This window comes from Epilithonimonas hispanica (assembly GCF_003385395.1).
In the GTDB taxonomy this organism is placed as follows: Bacteria; Bacteroidota; Bacteroidia; order Flavobacteriales; family Weeksellaceae; genus Epilithonimonas; species Epilithonimonas hispanica.
In genome coordinates this window covers 13,398-30,332 of the sequence record NZ_QNUG01000003.1, presented here as the reverse complement: position 1 = coordinate 30,332, position 16,935 = coordinate 13,398, and the positions used below count along the sequence as shown (strand labels likewise).

Sequence of the window (16,935 nt, the reverse complement as noted above, 5' to 3'; positions counted from 1 at the left end):
CTCTTTTTCGTAAGAGACTTTTTTTTGTTTTATAATTTGGGCAGCTTAATCCGTCTTCCACTCCCGCTTTTTTCTTTTTTATTCAAAAAAGAAAAAGAGCTCCGTTCAAGTCGGGCTGTTAAGATTTTCTGTTTCAAAAATGCTTCATGAACTCAATATTTACAAAACCGGATTTAATGTAAAAATTTCGTAAATTTGCGCATAAATCTAACAGTAAAAAGTTTAATTGGAAATCGAAGTGATTCGCGACTTCCTTTTAAAAAAATGAAACATTATGAGTCAAAAGAAAGAAATGCTTTACGAAGGTAAAGCTAAACAGGTTTTCGCTACCGAAAACCCTGACGAAGTCGTTGTTCGTTACAAAGACGATGCTACAGCTTTCAATGCACAGAAGCGTGGACAGTTCGATAGAAAAGGCGAATTGAACAATGCTATTTCTACACTTATTTTCGGATATCTTATCGAAAACGGAATCCCAACACACTTCATCGAAAAATTGGATGACAGAGAACAATTGGTAAAAAAAGTGGATATCATTCCATTAGAAATGGTTGTTCGTAACTATGTTGCGGGAAGTATGGCTCTGAGATTAGGCGTAGAAGAAGGTCTTAAATCTCCAGTAACTATTTTTGATCTTTGCTACAAAAAAGATGAATTAGGAGATCCGTTGATTAATGATCATCACGCTGTTTTCCTTGGAGCTGCAACTTACGATGAACTTGACGAAATGTATGCTTTGACAGATAAAATCAACAAACTTTTAATTGATTTATTTGATAAAGCTAATGTGATTCTTGTAGATTTCAAAATCGAGTTAGGAAAAACTTCCGATGGTAAAATTGTTTTAGCAGACGAGATTTCGCCAGACACTTGTAGACTTTGGGACAAGGATACAATGAAAAAGCTTGACAAAGACAGATTCCGAAGAGATTTAGGCGAAATCACGGAAGCTTATGTTGAGATTTTTGACAGATTACAAACTGCTCTAGAAAAATAAAATCCGAGAAAAATTTAGAATGGATTTAGAATTTCAAAATTACAGCACATTACCAAAATACGCTTTTCAAAACCGCTATCAGGAATTCGAAGAAACCAAGCATCTCTCCAAAGAAGAAAAGGAAGCTCACTATCCTTTTGATAAAATGGAAGAAGAATGTGGGATTTTCGGATTGCATTCTACAGAGAATTTGGACACGTTTTCTCTGTCGCAGTTCGGTCTTTTTGCCTTGCAACATCGCGGTCAAGAAGCTTGCGGAATTGCGGTTGGTAATAATGGTAAAATACTTTCCGTAAAGGATGAAGGGTTGGTTTTAGACGTTTTCAAAACGATAGAAGAGCCTCAGCAATACATGGGAAGTACCGTTATCGGGCACACGAGATATACTACTGCAGGAGACAAAAAGAAATATAATTTTCAACCGTTTTTTGCAAAGAATGAATACGACCAAATCATACTTTCTATAGCTCATAACGGAAATCTTACCAATGCAAAGCAACTTAGAAAAGAGTTGGAAGACGAAGGTGTTGTTTTTCGTGCAACTTCTGATACCGAGGTTATATTAAGATTAATTCAAAAAAATCTTGATCTTGGACTTCGTGGGGCAATCAAAGCAACCATGGAAAAAATCGAAGGTGCATATTCTGTAGTTGGGATTACAAGGAATAAGTTTTTTGCTTTCCGCGATTTCAATGGAATCAGACCGTTGGTTCTTGGAGCAATTGACGAAAATACATTTGTTGTAGCTTCCGAAAGTTGTGCTTTGGATGGAGTAGGAGCGCAATATGTACGCGATGTTTTACCTGGCGAGATTATCTATACCAGTGATAACGAAGAAGGATTACAGTCCTATCTTGTAAAAGATGACTGCGTCAACAGGATTTGTGCTTTCGAATATATCTATTTTGCAAGACCAGATTCTACTTTAGAAGGAATTAATGTTCACGAAGTTAGAGAGCAATCAGGAAAGAAGATTTGGGAACAAGCTCCTGTTGAAGCGGATATTGTGATTGGTGTTCCAGATTCTGGTGTTCCAGCAGCAATTGGTTTTTCTAAGGCTTCAGGCATTCCTTTTCGTCCGGTTTTGATTAAGAATAGGTATATTGGAAGATCATTTATTATCCCGTCTCAAGAGATGAGAGAACATTTGGTTAATCTTAAATTGAATCCCATAGTTTCTGAAATCAAAGGTAAAAGAGTTGTTATTATTGATGATTCTATTGTAAGAGGAACTACATCAAAACGATTGGTTAAGATTTTGAAAAAAGCAGGTGTGAAGGAAATTCATTTTAGAAGTGTTTCTCCGCCAATTATTGCGCCTTGCTTTTTGGGAATAGATACGCCAACAAAAGATGATTTGATTTCTGCTAATATGAATAAAGAAGAACTGAGAAAGTATCTAGATGTTGATAGCTTAGAATTTTTGAGTGTTGATAACCTGATTAATATTTTAGGTTCTCCTAATCATTGTTTTGGTTGTTTTACAGAAAAATATCCCGTAGCTAATCCGGAAGCAGTAGCGCTCTTTTAAAATAAAATATCATATGATATTTATCAAATTGATTTAAATCAATTGTTTAATAGTAAAAACCGTCAGCAATATTTGTTTGACGGTTTTTTTATTTGACTAATCTTATTTTAAAAACAAAAAAACCCCAACCGAAGTTGGGGTAAAAACTAATAACCATGAAAACTCAAATTAAACATGAGAATCGAATTAATTAGAACAAATAGTGTGCCAAAGAATGTCGTTTCCCAGAAAAGAATTTCCGAGAACAAATGTAACAAAAAAATATTGTAAATTTGTAACTCTTTAAAAAAAATAAATAAAAAAATGTCAGGAAAAATCACTTTTACCATGATTAAGCCAGATGCAGTAGCGGATGGACACATTGGAGCGATTCTTGGAAAAATCAGCGAGGCTGGTTTTAAAATTAAAGCTTTGAAATTAACTCAGTTAACTGTAGCTGATGCAAAAAAGTTCTATGAAGTACATTCTGAAAGACCTTTCTACGGAGAATTGGTTGACTTTATGTCTTCTGGACCAATCGTAGCAGCAGTTCTTGAGAAGGATAACGCTGTAGAAGATTTCAGAACTACAATTGGAGCTACTAATCCAGCAGAAGCTGCTGAAGGAACTATCAGAAAGCTTTTTGCAAGAAGTATCGGAGAGAATGCTGTTCACGGTTCTGACTCTGATGAGAATGCGCTTATCGAAGCTCAATTTCATTTTTCGGGGAGAGAGATTTTTTAATTTCTTCTGAAAATAAAATATAAAAATAGGCTGTCAAAACTGATAGCCTATTTTTTTTTTGTATTAGCTTGTCACTAGCCCCGATAGTAGCGGCATCCTTTTTTGTCTTAACAGAGAACTTCGACTCGGTGTCAAAATTTCTAAGACAAAAAAGATATAGCGGATAGCGGGATTAAGCTCCTAAAATTTAAGTAACTCAATAGTTCTCTCGGGATCTTGGGAAGAGAAAACTGCATTCCCTGCTACCAGAACGTCTGCTCCTGCCTCGAAAAGCTTAGAAGCGTTGTCTAAGTTTACGCCGCCGTCAATTTGGATTAGTGCGGTTGAATTGTTGCTTAGAATCAAATCTTTGGTCTCGCTAATTTTTTTATAAGTGTTCTCAATGAATTTTTGTCCTCCAAATCCTGGATTGACACTCATCAATAAAACTAAATCTACATCTGCAATAATGTCTTCCAACATCAAAACGGGAGTTGCCGGATTAAGAACTACGCCTGCTTTCGCCCCTTTGTCCTGAATCTGATGAATGGTTCTATGGAGATGTGTGCAAGCTTCGAAATGGAGAGAAACCAAGTCAGCACCGTATTCTATAAATTCTTCCACATATTTTTCGGGTTCAACAATCATCAGGTGAACATCCACGAATTTTTTGGCGTGTTGCTGAACGGTTTTCATCACAGGAAATCCAAAAGAAATGTTTGGGACAAAACGACCGTCCATCACATCTACGTGGAGCCAGTCTGCCTGAGAATTATTTAGCATTTCGATGTCTCTCTGTAGATTTCCAAAATCCGCAGAGAGAAGAGAAGGCGCTATAAGTTTGTTTTTCATTTTTATAGTTACTTTTTACTTGAATTATTAATGATATTTCAACTTCATTGTTGGTTCGATTTTTAGAAGACTTTCGTAGATTAATTTTATAACATTTGAAACGTCTTCTTTTGAAACCATCTCTACCGTTGTATGCATGTATCGTAATGGTAGGGAAATCAAAGCGCTTGGAACACCGCCGTTGGAATGTGCAAATGCATCTGTGTCAGTTCCTGTTGCTCTGCTTGCTGCGGCTCTTTGGAAAGGAATTTCTTTTTCTTTGGCTGTATTGATGATTAATTCTCTGATGGTGTGATGTACGCTCGGGGCGAAGAAAACTACCGGTCCGTCGCCGCATTTTTGGTCGCCTTCTTTTTTCTTTTCAATCATTGGTGTTGTGGTGTCGTGTGTCACGTCTGTCACAATGGCAATATTGGGCTTGATGGTATCGGCAATCATATCTGCGCCATAAAGTCCGACTTCTTCCTGAACGGAATTTGTAATGTATAATCCAAAAGGTAATTTCTTTTTGTTTTCTTTTAAAAGTCTTGCAACTTCAGCGATCATAAAACCTCCGATTCTGTTGTCCAAAGCACGACAAACAAAATATCTGTCATTCAGTTCGAAAAATTCATCGGGGTAAGTAATCATACATCCTACGAAAATTCCTAGTTCTTCAACTTCTTTTTTGGAATTTGCGCCACAATCGATGAAGATATTATCAATTTTTGGTGTAGGTTCGTTTTGATTAGCACTTCTTGTGTGAATTGCTGGCCATCCAAAGACGCCTTTTACAACTCCTTTTTCTCCGTGGATATTTACCACTTTTGATGGCGCAATAGTTTGGTCGGAACCTCCGTTTCTGATAACGTAGATTAATCCATCATCTGTAATATAATTGACATACCAAGAGATTTCGTCTGCGTGAGCTTCTATTACTACTTTGAAATCGGCTTCTGGATTAATGATTCCGTAGGCTGTTCCGTAATGATCAACTTCAATTTCATCAACATAAGGTTTGATGTAGTTCATCCATATTTTTTGACCATTATGTTCATAACCTGTTGGCGAAGCTGTATTTAAGTAGTCTTCTAAAAATTTAATTGATTTCTTTTCGAATTTCATATCTAAAGGGAATGATTTTTGATATTAAGATTTGTTGATTTTTATGAAGGTAAAAGTAATGATTTTTGATAAATTGATTCCAATTCTTTTTTTGTTTATCGGTGTATTTTGTTTTTCGCAGCAAGATACTTTGGATGTTAAATCTTTTGATGATATCCCAAAGAGCAAATTGAAAAAAGATGAATTTGGAAATGAATATTACTACGATGAAGCCCAAAAGGCTAAAATCTATAAAATAAACGGAGAACAGGTAATTGTGATGGATGAGTTGACTTTGAGAGCTAATCCGCATTTTAATAACCAGCTGGATAAAAATTTCTATTTTTTTCTTAATAAAAAACTTAATCGTGTGTATCCTTTGTTTCTTGATGCGCTAGAACAATATAGAGATATTCAAAAGGAAAGTGCTAATATGAAAGGTTCTGACAGGAGTCGCTACATCAAACAAAGACAGACTGAATTAGCCGCTAGTTATGAGAAGCAACTCCGGGGATTGACAACTACAGAAGGTCAGGTTTTTGCAAAATTAATGAACAGAGCAACTGGTAAAACTGTTTATGAAATTATTAAAGAATTGCGAGGAGGTTGGAGTGCTTTTTGGTGGAATGTAAAAGGAAATATTGCGGATATAAGTTTGAAAACACCATATGATCCACACAGATTCAGAGATGATCTTTTTATAGAATCTCTCTTAAAGTCTAATTGGAATTTAGGGTATTTGAAGCCATATCCTGGGGCAGATGAATATGAAATTAAGAAATAAAAAAAATGCATTACTTTTTGTGATGCATTTTTTTATTTTGTTTAGACTAGTTTATAATTCTGTAATCAGGTAATTCTGATATTTCGATTTGTCAAAAGTAAATGTTGATGGAGAAAGAGTTTGATTTTCTTTGTAGTTGCTAATTGTAATTACAGCTAAATCATTGCTTGTGGAAACTTGTTCTAATTTGATTAGTTTTTTCTGAGGAGTGTTAACATATAGTGTTACACTTTTCAAACCATTAGATTTTACTGGAGTCATTTTGATAATATCTACAGGGATTCCGCTTATGGTTTTCTTGCCAGAATAAGTGACGTTATAATCTTTCTTGTATGAATCCAAATAACTCAAAGGTGAGAAAGCAACTTGGTTGTCATTGGGCTTTGCGATAGTTACTTCTTTATCTTCTTCGCTAATGCTGTAAACCTTATTTCCGTCAAAAATCTGCTCAGTTCCCATTATTTTCAGTTTATATCTTTTATTGTCAGAATAGAAAATTCCTGTTTGGCTAGCTTTTCCAGATGTGTACAAGAATTTGAAATAAGAATTCTTTTTACTTTTATAATTTTTGGTTATATCATCAAGAATAGTCTTTGATTTTGTGTCAATAGTTTGACCAAATATCACTAGGTTGATTCCTAAAAAAGCTATTGCTGAAAAAGATTTTGTAACGAGATTTTTCATTTAGTTTTTGCAATTTATTGTTATGCAAAGTTAAGTTTTCAAGATTGATGCCAAATATTATGAATAATAAAGTTTGTTAAGATTTGAATAAAAAAAACCTTTCCAGAAAAGTCTGAAAAGGTTTTAGTTTTTAAGATGTAATCTATCTCTTGAGTTATTCTATAATAAGTTTCTCAGCATTAGATTTTCCATTCTCAGTTATTACAACAAGATAAGTTCCCTTGATGAGGTCTTGTGTTGAGATAGAGTCTGAGCTATTTTTCTTTCTTTCAAGGGATTTAACAACTTTTCCACTCAAATCGAGAATTTGAACTTTAATAGTTTCATTTCCTACAGTTGGTTGAGTTTTGATGAAGAATTCTCCTTTTGCAGGGTTAGGATAGATTCCAAAGTTTTTATTCTTTGTAATATCTTCAGTCGCAAGAATGCATGCTTCTGGCGTAGTGAAGTCTTCGACTTGATCATAGATGTTTGCTGCAGTACCAGAGGATGCATTAACTCCTAATCCTCTTCTTGCAAATACCTCCCAGATAAGACAGTTGTCGGCTCCTCCGGCTAATTGGTCAGCTTGAAGAATAGCATCTCTACCAGAAACGAAGTTTGGGCTACAAGGTTGTAGTTTCAAACCATCCATTACCAATTGTAATGCCTTCGCACTTCCGGAATTTGGATCAGCGGTTACGTCAGAATTGTAACCATATTTTTCTGCTAATTTCCAATGCAAATCCCATAACATTGTTGCCCAAATCTCACCAACAGCGTGTGGTTGTCCACCAGTAGAATTGGTGTCTGCATATGTGTGAGGGTTGATTGTCATGTCCGTAGTATATCTGTATTGTCTGATACCAGGGCCTGTTGTTACAGTGTTTGTAGAGTAAGTTCCAATTCCTCTTCCAGTTGTTGCGGATGCGTTTGGTGAGTTAGTTAACATGAGAGCGAAGAAATCTGACCAGCCTTCACCCATTTGTTCTAAGTTTTGTAAGCAGCTATAACCCTGACCTGTTAATCTATTAGAAATTCCATGTCCATATTCATGAATGATTACTCCGTTATCAAAACTTGAATTTTTGTATCCAACAGCTAAGTCTTTTAAGTTAACATTGACTGTTCTACCCGCAGTAAGTTCGTCGGTTATGAAGTTGCCTTCATCGCGTGGTATCATTATAGATGGGATAGACACGTTGGTAACATTGGAAACGCTGATATTTGGTACTGTATTGGAGTTTGTTCTGTGAACAATCATACCAATTGCTCCAGCATCTTGTACTGTTTTTGCTTTTATATTATAGGCGCATCCAGTAGTATTAACCATTGCTATTTTACCAGTAAGACTTCCTGAGGGTAAAGCGGTACATCCTGTAGCAACACTAGGGATAATTACATCTCCTGTAATCCCTGCCTCCATCAATGGTCTTCCGAAGTTTGCAGAACCAGTATTTACAGGGGGTCTTGTTGCTAAAGCGGGATCTGTGTAGAATAATCTTTGCTTAAGAGAAACACTGTAATTCCAAAGATACATCTGCATTCTTGGAGCTTGTACTGTGTAATTTCCGGTAACCGTATTTAGTATTTCATAGCCAGATGCAAAGTTGGCATTGTTGTATCCACTGCCATCGTAAGCTTCTGCTCTTACGGCATCTCCTTGTCCGCCTCCTTTTCCAAAATTATTAGATTGAAAGTTTCTTGTAGCTTCAGTAAATCCAAATTTATAGAAGATATCATGAACCATGTTGTTAGCATAGAAAAGATTGGTTACGGCAGAGCTTCTATTGTCATATGCGCTTAGTGTAGTGCTTTCTGCAAAAGGAAAATCAAAAGTGAAATCTCCTGTTGTTGTGCTAGTTGGAGAAAAGCCATAACTATTACTACCATTATTATCTACGTAAGCTAAAACATTGTTTCCATAAGTGTTTGAGTAAGTAGTGTTGCCGTTAGAATGCCAACCTTCTGGAGAAGCAGCAAGATCCCAAGGATTTGTAACAAGGGTTCTAGATCCAAACGTAGGTGCTTCTAATGGGAATGGGAAAACATTGTAAGAAGCATTTGTAAATGCTTTTGATTCGTTTTTGGCTGTAGTATTATGGTTAAAATGACTAATTAAATGTTCTGTAGTATCAAATGATTCTGATGAAGAAAAATGATCAGTGTCAAAAGAACATTCATCAATCATTTTATTATTTTCCAAAATTTCACCAGTTGTAAGACTTACAAGAATCCCAAAAAACTTATTCTCTTTACTTTGGTTGATGAAAAATAATTGAGCAGGGATCAAACTATTATTTTTTTCAAAATAAAAACGAACATTTGCAACTTTGTTATCCGGAAGATTTACAAGATCTCCGTCTATATCATTAGCAAGTTCAAAGCTACTATCTTTGATGTCTAGATATCTTAAAGCAGAAGATAAAGCTTCGGTTTTATCAATTTTATCAGAAATGACATTGTTGCTAGCTTTCTGAAAATTATTATTAAAAGAAATTACTTTACCATCTCGGATCACAGCTTTTGCTAATGACTTATATATTGGTGTATTTCCTAAATATTGCTGAACATTGACGATGTTAGATTTAAGACTTACAGAATTATCTTCATTTAAGATTTTAAATTCTGCTGTGGAGTTGTTGCGAAAATTGACATCGTTTTGGATGAAATTCTTGATAACTTTCTCACTAGATTGTGCATTAAGATTAGCAAATAAAAAGAAAACGCCAATTCCTGCACATTTAGATAGTTGATTTATTTTCATATTTAAGATTTATTATTCTAAATTTTAAGAAAAAAGATTAGCAAAAATATTAAAAAAAAACCTTTTCCATGTAATAACTGTAATGAAATTTACTTATGTTGTGTCTTTGATATAAAAATAACTTTTTTGTTGTTGATTTTATAATTAGAAAAGTTTGTTCCCTACATATACTACGTTTGGATTTTCTAATAATGAAACGATATTCTCACGGAACTTCAGCATGTGGTCAGAAACCTGATGATTATGTAGATCTTCGCTAGTTTCCCAATTTTCGTGGATGAAAAACACACCTTTGTTTCTGTGATCTTCGAAGAGATCGTACTGTATACAGCCTTTTTCTTTACGAGTTTCTATAACAAGTTTTTTTAATAATTCAATAGCATCCATTATTGAGTTTTCTTTGATTTGGATGATTGCACTCAGGTAGATATTCATTGTGTGATTATAAAAATTTTGATTATCAAATTTATAAAAAAATAGGGCTTACAAATTTTAAATATGATAATTATATATTTAATAAAAAAAAGTGTACTTTTGGGAAAATTCAAAAAACCAAAAAATGGCAGAATATAAACTATTGCTCCCGAGTATGGGCGAAGGAGTTATGGAAGCAACAATTATCACTTGGTTGTTTAATGAAGGAGATATTATTAACGAAGACGATTCTATTGTAGAAATTGCTACAGATAAAGTAGATTCTGATGTTCCTACGCCGGTTTCGGGGAAAATTGTCAAAATTCTTAAACATAAAGATGAAGTTGCTAAAATAGGTGAAGCCATTGCGATTTTGGAAATTGGAGGCGAGGCTAATACTCAAGAAACTCCTGAGGCTAAATCTTATGAAGAAGTAAAAGAACAGATTGTTCAGCCGGAGCCTGAAGTTGTAAAAACTCTGGAACAGCCTTTGTCTAATTATTCTGATAATTCATTTAACAATCAAAATTCAGATTTGTATCTTTCTCCGCTGGTGAGATCAATTGTTCAAGAAGAAAAAATCTCTGAATCTGAACTGAAATCAATCAAAGGTAGCGGATTAGAAGGCAGAATTACAAAAGAAGATATTCTTGGTTTTGTAAAAAATAGAGGCGCGGTTCAAGCAACTTCTGTTCAAAATACTGTTGCACAACAAGCTCCTCAAGTTAAAGCTCAACCAGCTCCAGCTCAGCCAATCAGTATTAATGATGGAGATGAAATTATCCAAATGGACAGAGTTCGTAAAATCATTGCAGAGGCGATGGTTAATAGCAAACATACTTCGCCGCACGTAACATCATTTATAGAAGCCGATGTTACAAATGTTGTGACTTGGAGAAATGCCAACAAAAATTCTTACCAAAAAAGAGATGGCGAAAAATTGACTTTTATGCCGATTTTCATCAGAGCGGTTGTGAAAGCCATTCAGGATTTTCCAATGATTAATGTTTCTGTTGACGGTGACAAAATCATTAAGAAAAAGAATATCAATATAGGAATGGCAACAGCTCTTCCGGACGGAAATCTGATAGTTCCTGTTATTAAAAATGCAGACCAATTGAGTTTGTCAGGATTGGCAAAAGCAATCAACGATTTGGCTTACAGAGCACGTAATAAAAAACTGACTCCAGCCGATACACAAGGTGCAACTTACACGATTTCTAATGTTGGAACTTTCGGAAACCTTATGGGAACGCCGATTATTCCTCAACCTCAAGTGGCTATTTTGGCAGTTGGTGCGATTGTGAAAAAACCTGCAGTTATCGAGACAGAATTTGGAGATGTGATTGCGATTCGTCAAAAGATGTTTATGTCACATTCTTACGACCATAGAGTAGTGGACGGAAGTCTTGGCGGAATGTTCCTGAAACACGTCAACGATTATCTAGAAAATTGGGACCTCAATACAGAAATATAAAAACAAAGCCTCAGAATTTTCTGAGGCTTTTTTATATTTTTAAAATTATAATTTCATTTTATCTGGAGATTGTCTGTTTAAGAAGAATTATACAATTTCAATTTTATCATTCATAATTCTATAGTATAAAGTGTTAAATTTTAAAATTACTGCTTTTCTAGTTTGTAATCTATCAGAATGAGGGAAAATATTTGGATTTTGCGATATGATTGAACTAATTCTTTCAATTTCATCTCCCAAATTGTCAATTTCTTTTTGAGAAAATTCTCTTTTAAGATATCCAACAGTTTCAGAAAGTTCTTATAAAGCTAAATCAGTCCAAAGAATTTCAAATCCTTTTTCCATAGATCTCTCGCGCTTTAGAATGTGGATTTAATTTTCCAGCATCTGCTTGTGCAATTCCTTTTTCAATAGATTGTCTTTCAGTGTTCGAAATTTGATCTGCCCAATCTTTTTTGTTTTCACGAGAAATTAAATCTGAAATTTTTTCCAGAAAATTTAAATCTTCAATCGTTGATAACCATTGAATTAACTCTAATTTTTTATTTTGTATTTCTAAATCAGTGTCCATTGTAAATCTTTTATTAAATTTAAAAATATTATTTCAAATTGATTCGAAGTTTTCTACAAATCATCCATCTCATCTGCAGAACCTTGCCCTTCATTCATCAAGTAGGCTTTTAGAAAAGGGGTTAGGTTACCGTTCATCACACCATCCACATCAGAAGTTTCGTATCCGGAACGCACATCTTTTACCAATTTATAAGGATGCATCACATAATTTCGGATTTGAGAACCCCATTCGATTTTCATTTTTCCGGCTTCGATTTCGTTTCTGGCTTTCATTCGTTCCTCGAGTTCAATTTCATAAAGTCGGGAACGTAATAGTTGCATTGCTTTTTCTTTATTCTGAAGCTGAGAACGAGATTCTGAGTTTTCAATGATAATTCCTGTTGGCGCGTGACGAAGACGAACTGCAGTTTCAACCTTGTTTACATTTTGTCCACCAGCTCCGGAAGAACGCATCGTTTCGAAACTGATATCGGCAGGATTAATATTGATTTCAATCGTGTCATCCACCAAAGGATAGACATACACCGAAACAAAACTCGTATGACGTTTTGCATTACTATCAAAAGGCGAAATTCTCACCAATCTGTGAACCCCATTTTCACCTTTCAAATATCCGAAAGCAAATTCCCCTTCAATTTCTAAGGTTACGGTTTTCACACCTGCAACATCACCTTCTTGGAAATTCAGTTCACGGATTTTGTAACCTTGTTTGTCTGCCCACATTGTGTACATACGCATCAGCATACTTGCCCAATCGCAAGATTCTGTTCCGCCTGCACCGGCTGTGATTTGAAGAACGGCAGACAGCTCATCACCTTCGTTGGAAAGCATATTTTTGAATTCCAGATTTTCGATTTTTTCTACCAATTGTGGGAACGTTTCGTCCAGTTCTTTTTCGGAATCAGGGTCTTCTTTGGCAAATTCTATCAAAACCTGCAAATCCTCGAATTGCGTTTTGATTTCCTCATAGCTTTCCACCCATTTTTTTTTGGAACGGAGCTGTTTCAGAAAAACTTCAGCTTCTTTTGGTTTTTCCCAGAATTCCGGCGCAGCGGTTTTCTCATCGTCGTTAGAAATTTCAATTTTCTTTTTCTCGATTCCAAGAAATTTGTGCAGGTCTTCTATTCTGGATTGTATATCTTTTATTTGGTCTGTGTTTACCACGTTTGTTTTAATTTTTGCAAAAATAAGAAGAAAATGATGAATGTTGGGAAATGATTTTGTTCTCTTGATTTAATAATGTTTTTAAATACAAAGTACACTAAGATTTCTTAATCTTAGTGAAAATATTTTTAAGGTACACAAAGGCTCTTCGCTCGGACAAGAATCGTTTTCAGGATTTTGTTATTCCGTAGGAAACCTAACAAAGTGATTCGACGCAGTCGATCTCAACAGTTTATATTCCTACGGAATGACAAACTCGCTTCAATTTTCCTTAAATTTTGCTACAAAAAAAAGCCACACATCAAAGATTTATGACTTTCACTAACAATTTAAATTTCTATCGGTAGCAATTGTAATACTTACCGACATTACATAAGAGCTTGCTATCAGCAGGCCAGACACACATGTTCTATTTGTTTGCTCACGTTTTTGCAATCTCCGTTGGCGTGAATGTTGGTAATTTTTCCGTTTTCAGAAAGACTGAATCTTACGCTAGAATTTACGATTCCTTCTTTATAATCTTGATTGGTGAAATCAAAATTATCTTTCAATAATTTCCTTAATTCCCCGAAACCGTCTCCAGAACTTAGGATAACTTCTTGTATATTGTTGTCTGTCGTTTGAGCATTTACTAAGTTGAGCGTTCTTAAAATTCCAAATAAAAATATTGATAACGCTAGCATTTTCTTGTATATAATCAATTGATTTTAAGTTATTACTTATCTAATGTTACGACGAAGCTGCATGATATTTACATTTAGTCAATATTAAATTAACATTGAAAGTGGAAATTTAATATTGGAAAAAGAAAAAGGATTCTGAAGTTTCAAAATCCTTGATATAGCTTTATTTATTTTGTCCAGGAGCAAAAGGCTTTGCAGACTTGGTTCCATAGATTTTCTTGGCTTGTCCAGGTGGAATTGATTTGGAACCCACACCTCTTGTACTATTGGTTGTTCTGACCTCGCAGGACATCATTCCTAATGAAAAAATCGCTGCCATAAGATAAATTCTAATTGATTTCATAACTGTTTTTCTGAGAGAATGACAAATCTAATACCAATCACATTTCTTTCTTCAAAAACTTAGCTGTCAAACTTTTTTTGGATTTAATTACTTCTTCCGGTGTTCCTTCTGCAATGATTTGTCCGCCGTGTTTTCCACCTTCTGGTCCAACATCTATGATATGATCAGCGAGTTTAATCACATCCATATTATGTTCGATGATAATAAAAGAGTTTCCTAATTCTACCAATTGTTCAATAGCCTCCATCAGGATTTTCACATCTTCAAAATGAAGTCCCGTTGTTGGCTCATCCAAGATATAAAGTGTATTTCCGGTTTGTTTTTTGGAAAGTTCGGTTGCCAGTTTTACACGTTGCGCTTCTCCTCCACTCAATGTTGTGGATTGCTGTCCAATCGTGATATAACCCAAACCAACATCTTTCAAAGTTTTCACTTTATTAAAGATTTTCGGAATCGGTTGGAAGAATTCTACAGCTTCGTTAATTGTCATATCGAGAACATCAGAAATCGATTTTCCTTTGTAACGAACTTCCAGAGTTTCTCGGTTGAAACGTTTTCCGTGACAGGTTTCGCAATGAACGTAAACATCTGGCAAGAAATTCATTTCAATGACTTTCAAACCGCCACCTTGACAGGTTTCGCATCTTCCACCTTTCACATTGAAAGAAAAACGTCCAGCTTTGTAACCACGGATTTTACTTTCCGGTAATTCCGCAAAAAGATTCCTAATATCTGTGAACATTCCCGTGTAAGTCGCAGGATTGGAACGTGGCGTTCTCCCGATTGGACTTTGGTCAACATCTACGATTTTGTCGATATTGTCAATGCCTTCGATACTTTTGTATGGCAAAGGTTCTTGGATTGCTCTGTAAAAATGACGATTCAGAATCGGGTACAATGTTCCGTTAATCAAAGAAGATTTTCCACTTCCGGAAATTCCTGAAACAACAACTAACTTCCCTAACGGAATCTCCAGCGTCACATTTTTCAAATTATTTCCGGTTGCACCTTTCAGAACGATTGATTTTCCATTTCCTTTTCTGCGTTCGGCTGGAATTTCGATTTTACGTTTTCCGGTGATATAATCAGCTGTAATGGTATTAGCTTTCGTAATATCTTTCGGATTTCCTTGCCAAAGAATTTCTCCACCGAATTTTCCCGCTTTTGGACCAATATCCAAAACGTGGTCGGCTTCCATAATCATATCTTTGTCGTGTTCCACAACTAAAACCGAGTTTCCAATATCACGCAATTCTTTCAGAGATTTAATCAATCTTTCGTTATCACGCTGATGAAGTCCGATTGAAGGCTCATCTAAAATATAAAGAACGTTGACTAATTGAGAACCAATTTGAGTTGCCAGACGAATTCTCTGAGACTCTCCTCCAGAAAGCGTTTTAGAACTTCTGCTCAAACTCAAATAATCTAAACCGACATCTAAAAGGAATTGCAATCTGGTTTCGATTTCTTTCAGAATTTCGTGAGCAATCAATTTATTTTTATCACTGAATTTATCCTTAACATCTGCCAACCAATCTTTAAAATCCAATAAAGACAAAGCATTAACTTCCGCAATATTTTTGCCATCAATTTTGAAACTCAAACTTTCCTGACGAAGACGCGCGCCTTTACAAGTTGGGCAAGTCTCTTCCGTTGTGAAATTTCGTTCCACTAAAACTGCATCGTAATTTTCTCTTTCCTCAACAATTTCGTCAAGGATTTTGACTAAACCTTCGAAATTGATTTTGATTTTTTTAGAGATTCCGGCGTGTTTCAGTTCTTTGGTAATATCACTGTTGTAACCGTAATAGATGTATTCCAAAGCTTCTTTCGGAATATCTTTAAATGGCGTTGTTAAACCTAAATCAAAAACTTCAAGAATCGATTTGATTTGAGACAGAATCCATTTGTTGGATTTGATTTGTTCCAAAGGTAACAAAGCGCCTTGATTGATTGATAAACTGGTATTTTCTACGAAATAATCCGTGTTTACTTTTTTAACAGTTCCAAGGCCTTTGCAGGTTTCGCAACTTCCTTTTGGAGAGTTGAAAGAAAACGTGTTGGGTTCTGGCAAAGCCATCGAATCTCCCGTAACATCATCCATTAGATTCTTACTGAAAAAGTGAATCTCGTCTTGCCCCATTTCTTGGATGGCAATCAAACCTTCTCCCATATCAGAAGCGGTTTTCAGAGATTTTTCCATTCTCAGTTCAGAAGCATTTTCTCCGATAATCCAACGGTCAATCACAACCTCAATGTCGTGAGTTTTATATCTATCAAGTTTTAAATCGTATTCAATATCTTGTAAAACACCATCAATTCTGGCTTGTGAATAACCTTTTTTGGAAAGATGAATGAACAATTCGTGGTAATGTCCTTTTCTAGAACGCACAACCGGAGCCAACAGATAAACTTTTTTCCCTTTGAAGTTTTCTTTGATGGTTTCCAAAATCTGGTCTTCTGTATAACTTACCAACCTTTTTCCAGAACTCATCGAATAAGCATCGGAAACTCTTGCAAACAAAAGTCTCAGAAAATCATACAATTCGGTAATCGTTCCAACAGTTGAACGTGGATTTTTGTTGGTTGTTTTTTGTTCGATTGCAATAACCGGCGACAAACCTTCAATTTTATCAACATCCGGACGTTCCAATCCGCCTAAAAACTGCCTTGCATAAGCCGAAAAAGTTTCGATGTAACGGCGTTGTCCTTCGGCAAAAATTGTATCAAAAGCCAAAGAGGATTTTCCACTTCCGGAAAGCCCTGTGATTACTACCAATTCGTTTCTTGGGATTTTTACGGATATATTCTTGAGATTGTGTTCTCTAGCACCGTAAACTTCGATAAATTCTTGATTATCTTTCATTAAATGGGAAAACGCAAAAATACGGAAATTAACTCG

At 35.3% G+C, this 16,935-nt stretch carries 15 protein-coding genes; 5 read left to right on the top strand and 10 right to left on the bottom strand.

What is annotated here, in order from left to right:
• Positions 1–274 precede the first annotated feature (274 nt).
• The 3 genes from purC to DRF58_RS01630 all read left to right on the top strand — a co-directional run bounded on the left by purC (position 275) and on the right by DRF58_RS01630 (position 3,251).
• Positions 275–997, top strand: coding sequence for a phosphoribosylaminoimidazolesuccinocarboxamide synthase (gene purC / locus DRF58_RS01640; RefSeq protein WP_116032080.1), 723 nt, complete (start codon positions 275–277; stop codon positions 995–997).
• Positions 998–1,016: 19 nt separating this feature from the next.
• A complete protein-coding gene (purF, locus tag DRF58_RS01635; protein WP_116032079.1) occupies positions 1,017–2,528 on the top strand; it encodes an amidophosphoribosyltransferase in 1,512 nt (503 codons plus the stop codon).
• A gap of 303 nt (positions 2,529–2,831) precedes the next feature.
• Positions 2,832–3,251 (top strand): nucleoside-diphosphate kinase, encoded by a 420-nt coding sequence (locus tag DRF58_RS01630; RefSeq protein ID WP_034965572.1) that lies wholly within the window; start codon positions 2,832–2,834, stop codon positions 3,249–3,251.
• A 180-nt stretch (positions 3,252–3,431) separates the two neighbouring features.
• On the opposite strand, the gene rpe is transcribed toward DRF58_RS01630, so the two are convergent.
• Both rpe and chrP read right to left on the bottom strand, forming a co-directional pair.
• Positions 3,432–4,082: a ribulose-phosphate 3-epimerase gene (gene rpe / locus DRF58_RS01625; RefSeq protein ID WP_116032077.1), complete on the bottom strand. Its 651-nt coding sequence runs from the start codon at positions 4,080–4,082 to the stop codon at positions 3,432–3,434.
• 27 nt (positions 4,083–4,109) lie between these two features.
• Entirely contained in the window at positions 4,110–5,186 is a 1,077-nt protein-coding gene (gene chrP, locus DRF58_RS01620) for a chryseobasin maturation metalloprotease ChrP (RefSeq protein WP_116032075.1), read from the bottom strand.
• A gap of 43 nt (positions 5,187–5,229) precedes the next feature.
• Between chrP and DRF58_RS01615 the strand changes: the two genes are divergently transcribed.
• The gene (locus DRF58_RS01615) at positions 5,230–5,949 is read left to right on the top strand and encodes a DUF4294 domain-containing protein (protein WP_379883780.1); all 720 of its coding nucleotides are present in this window, start codon (positions 5,230–5,232) and stop codon (positions 5,947–5,949) included.
• Positions 5,950–6,000: 51 nt separating this feature from the next.
• Here DRF58_RS01615 and DRF58_RS01610 read toward each other — a convergent pair whose 3' ends face one another.
• The 3 genes from DRF58_RS01610 to DRF58_RS01600 all read right to left on the bottom strand — a co-directional run bounded on the left by DRF58_RS01610 (position 6,001) and on the right by DRF58_RS01600 (position 9,814).
• A complete protein-coding gene (locus DRF58_RS01610) occupies positions 6,001–6,633 on the bottom strand; it encodes a LolA family protein (RefSeq protein ID WP_116032073.1) in 633 nt (210 codons plus the stop codon).
• A 154-nt stretch (positions 6,634–6,787) separates the two neighbouring features.
• The gene (locus DRF58_RS01605; RefSeq protein WP_116032070.1) at positions 6,788–9,379 is read right to left on the bottom strand and encodes a T9SS-dependent M36 family metallopeptidase; all 2,592 of its coding nucleotides are present in this window, start codon (positions 9,377–9,379) and stop codon (positions 6,788–6,790) included.
• A 144-nt stretch (positions 9,380–9,523) separates the two neighbouring features.
• Positions 9,524–9,814 (bottom strand): putative quinol monooxygenase, encoded by a 291-nt coding sequence (locus tag DRF58_RS01600; protein WP_116032067.1) that lies wholly within the window; start codon positions 9,812–9,814, stop codon positions 9,524–9,526.
• A gap of 124 nt (positions 9,815–9,938) precedes the next feature.
• On the opposite strand from DRF58_RS01600, the gene DRF58_RS01595 reads away from it, so the two are divergent.
• Entirely contained in the window at positions 9,939–11,270 is a 1,332-nt protein-coding gene (locus DRF58_RS01595) for a dihydrolipoamide acetyltransferase family protein (RefSeq protein ID WP_116032311.1), read from the top strand.
• 328 nt (positions 11,271–11,598) lie between these two features.
• Here the strand turns inward: DRF58_RS01595 and DRF58_RS01590 are convergent, their stop codons facing one another.
• The 5 genes from DRF58_RS01590 to uvrA all read right to left on the bottom strand — a co-directional run bounded on the left by DRF58_RS01590 (position 11,599) and on the right by uvrA (position 16,899).
• Entirely contained in the window at positions 11,599–11,841 is a 243-nt protein-coding gene (locus DRF58_RS01590; protein ID WP_116032066.1) for a hypothetical protein, read from the bottom strand.
• Positions 11,842–11,894: 53 nt separating this feature from the next.
• Entirely contained in the window at positions 11,895–13,007 is a 1,113-nt protein-coding gene (prfB, locus tag DRF58_RS01585) for a peptide chain release factor 2 (RefSeq protein ID WP_116032063.1), read from the bottom strand.
• Between the two features lie 386 nt (positions 13,008–13,393).
• Positions 13,394–13,690: a hypothetical protein gene (locus tag DRF58_RS01580; RefSeq protein ID WP_116032062.1), complete on the bottom strand. Its 297-nt coding sequence runs from the start codon at positions 13,688–13,690 to the stop codon at positions 13,394–13,396.
• A gap of 163 nt (positions 13,691–13,853) precedes the next feature.
• Positions 13,854–14,033: a quinol oxidase subunit 4 gene (locus DRF58_RS01575; RefSeq protein WP_116032059.1), complete on the bottom strand. Its 180-nt coding sequence runs from the start codon at positions 14,031–14,033 to the stop codon at positions 13,854–13,856.
• 37 nt (positions 14,034–14,070) lie between these two features.
• The gene (gene uvrA / locus DRF58_RS01570) at positions 14,071–16,899 is read right to left on the bottom strand and encodes an excinuclease ABC subunit UvrA (protein WP_116032056.1); all 2,829 of its coding nucleotides are present in this window, start codon (positions 16,897–16,899) and stop codon (positions 14,071–14,073) included.
• Between the last annotated feature and the right edge of the window lie 36 nt (positions 16,900–16,935).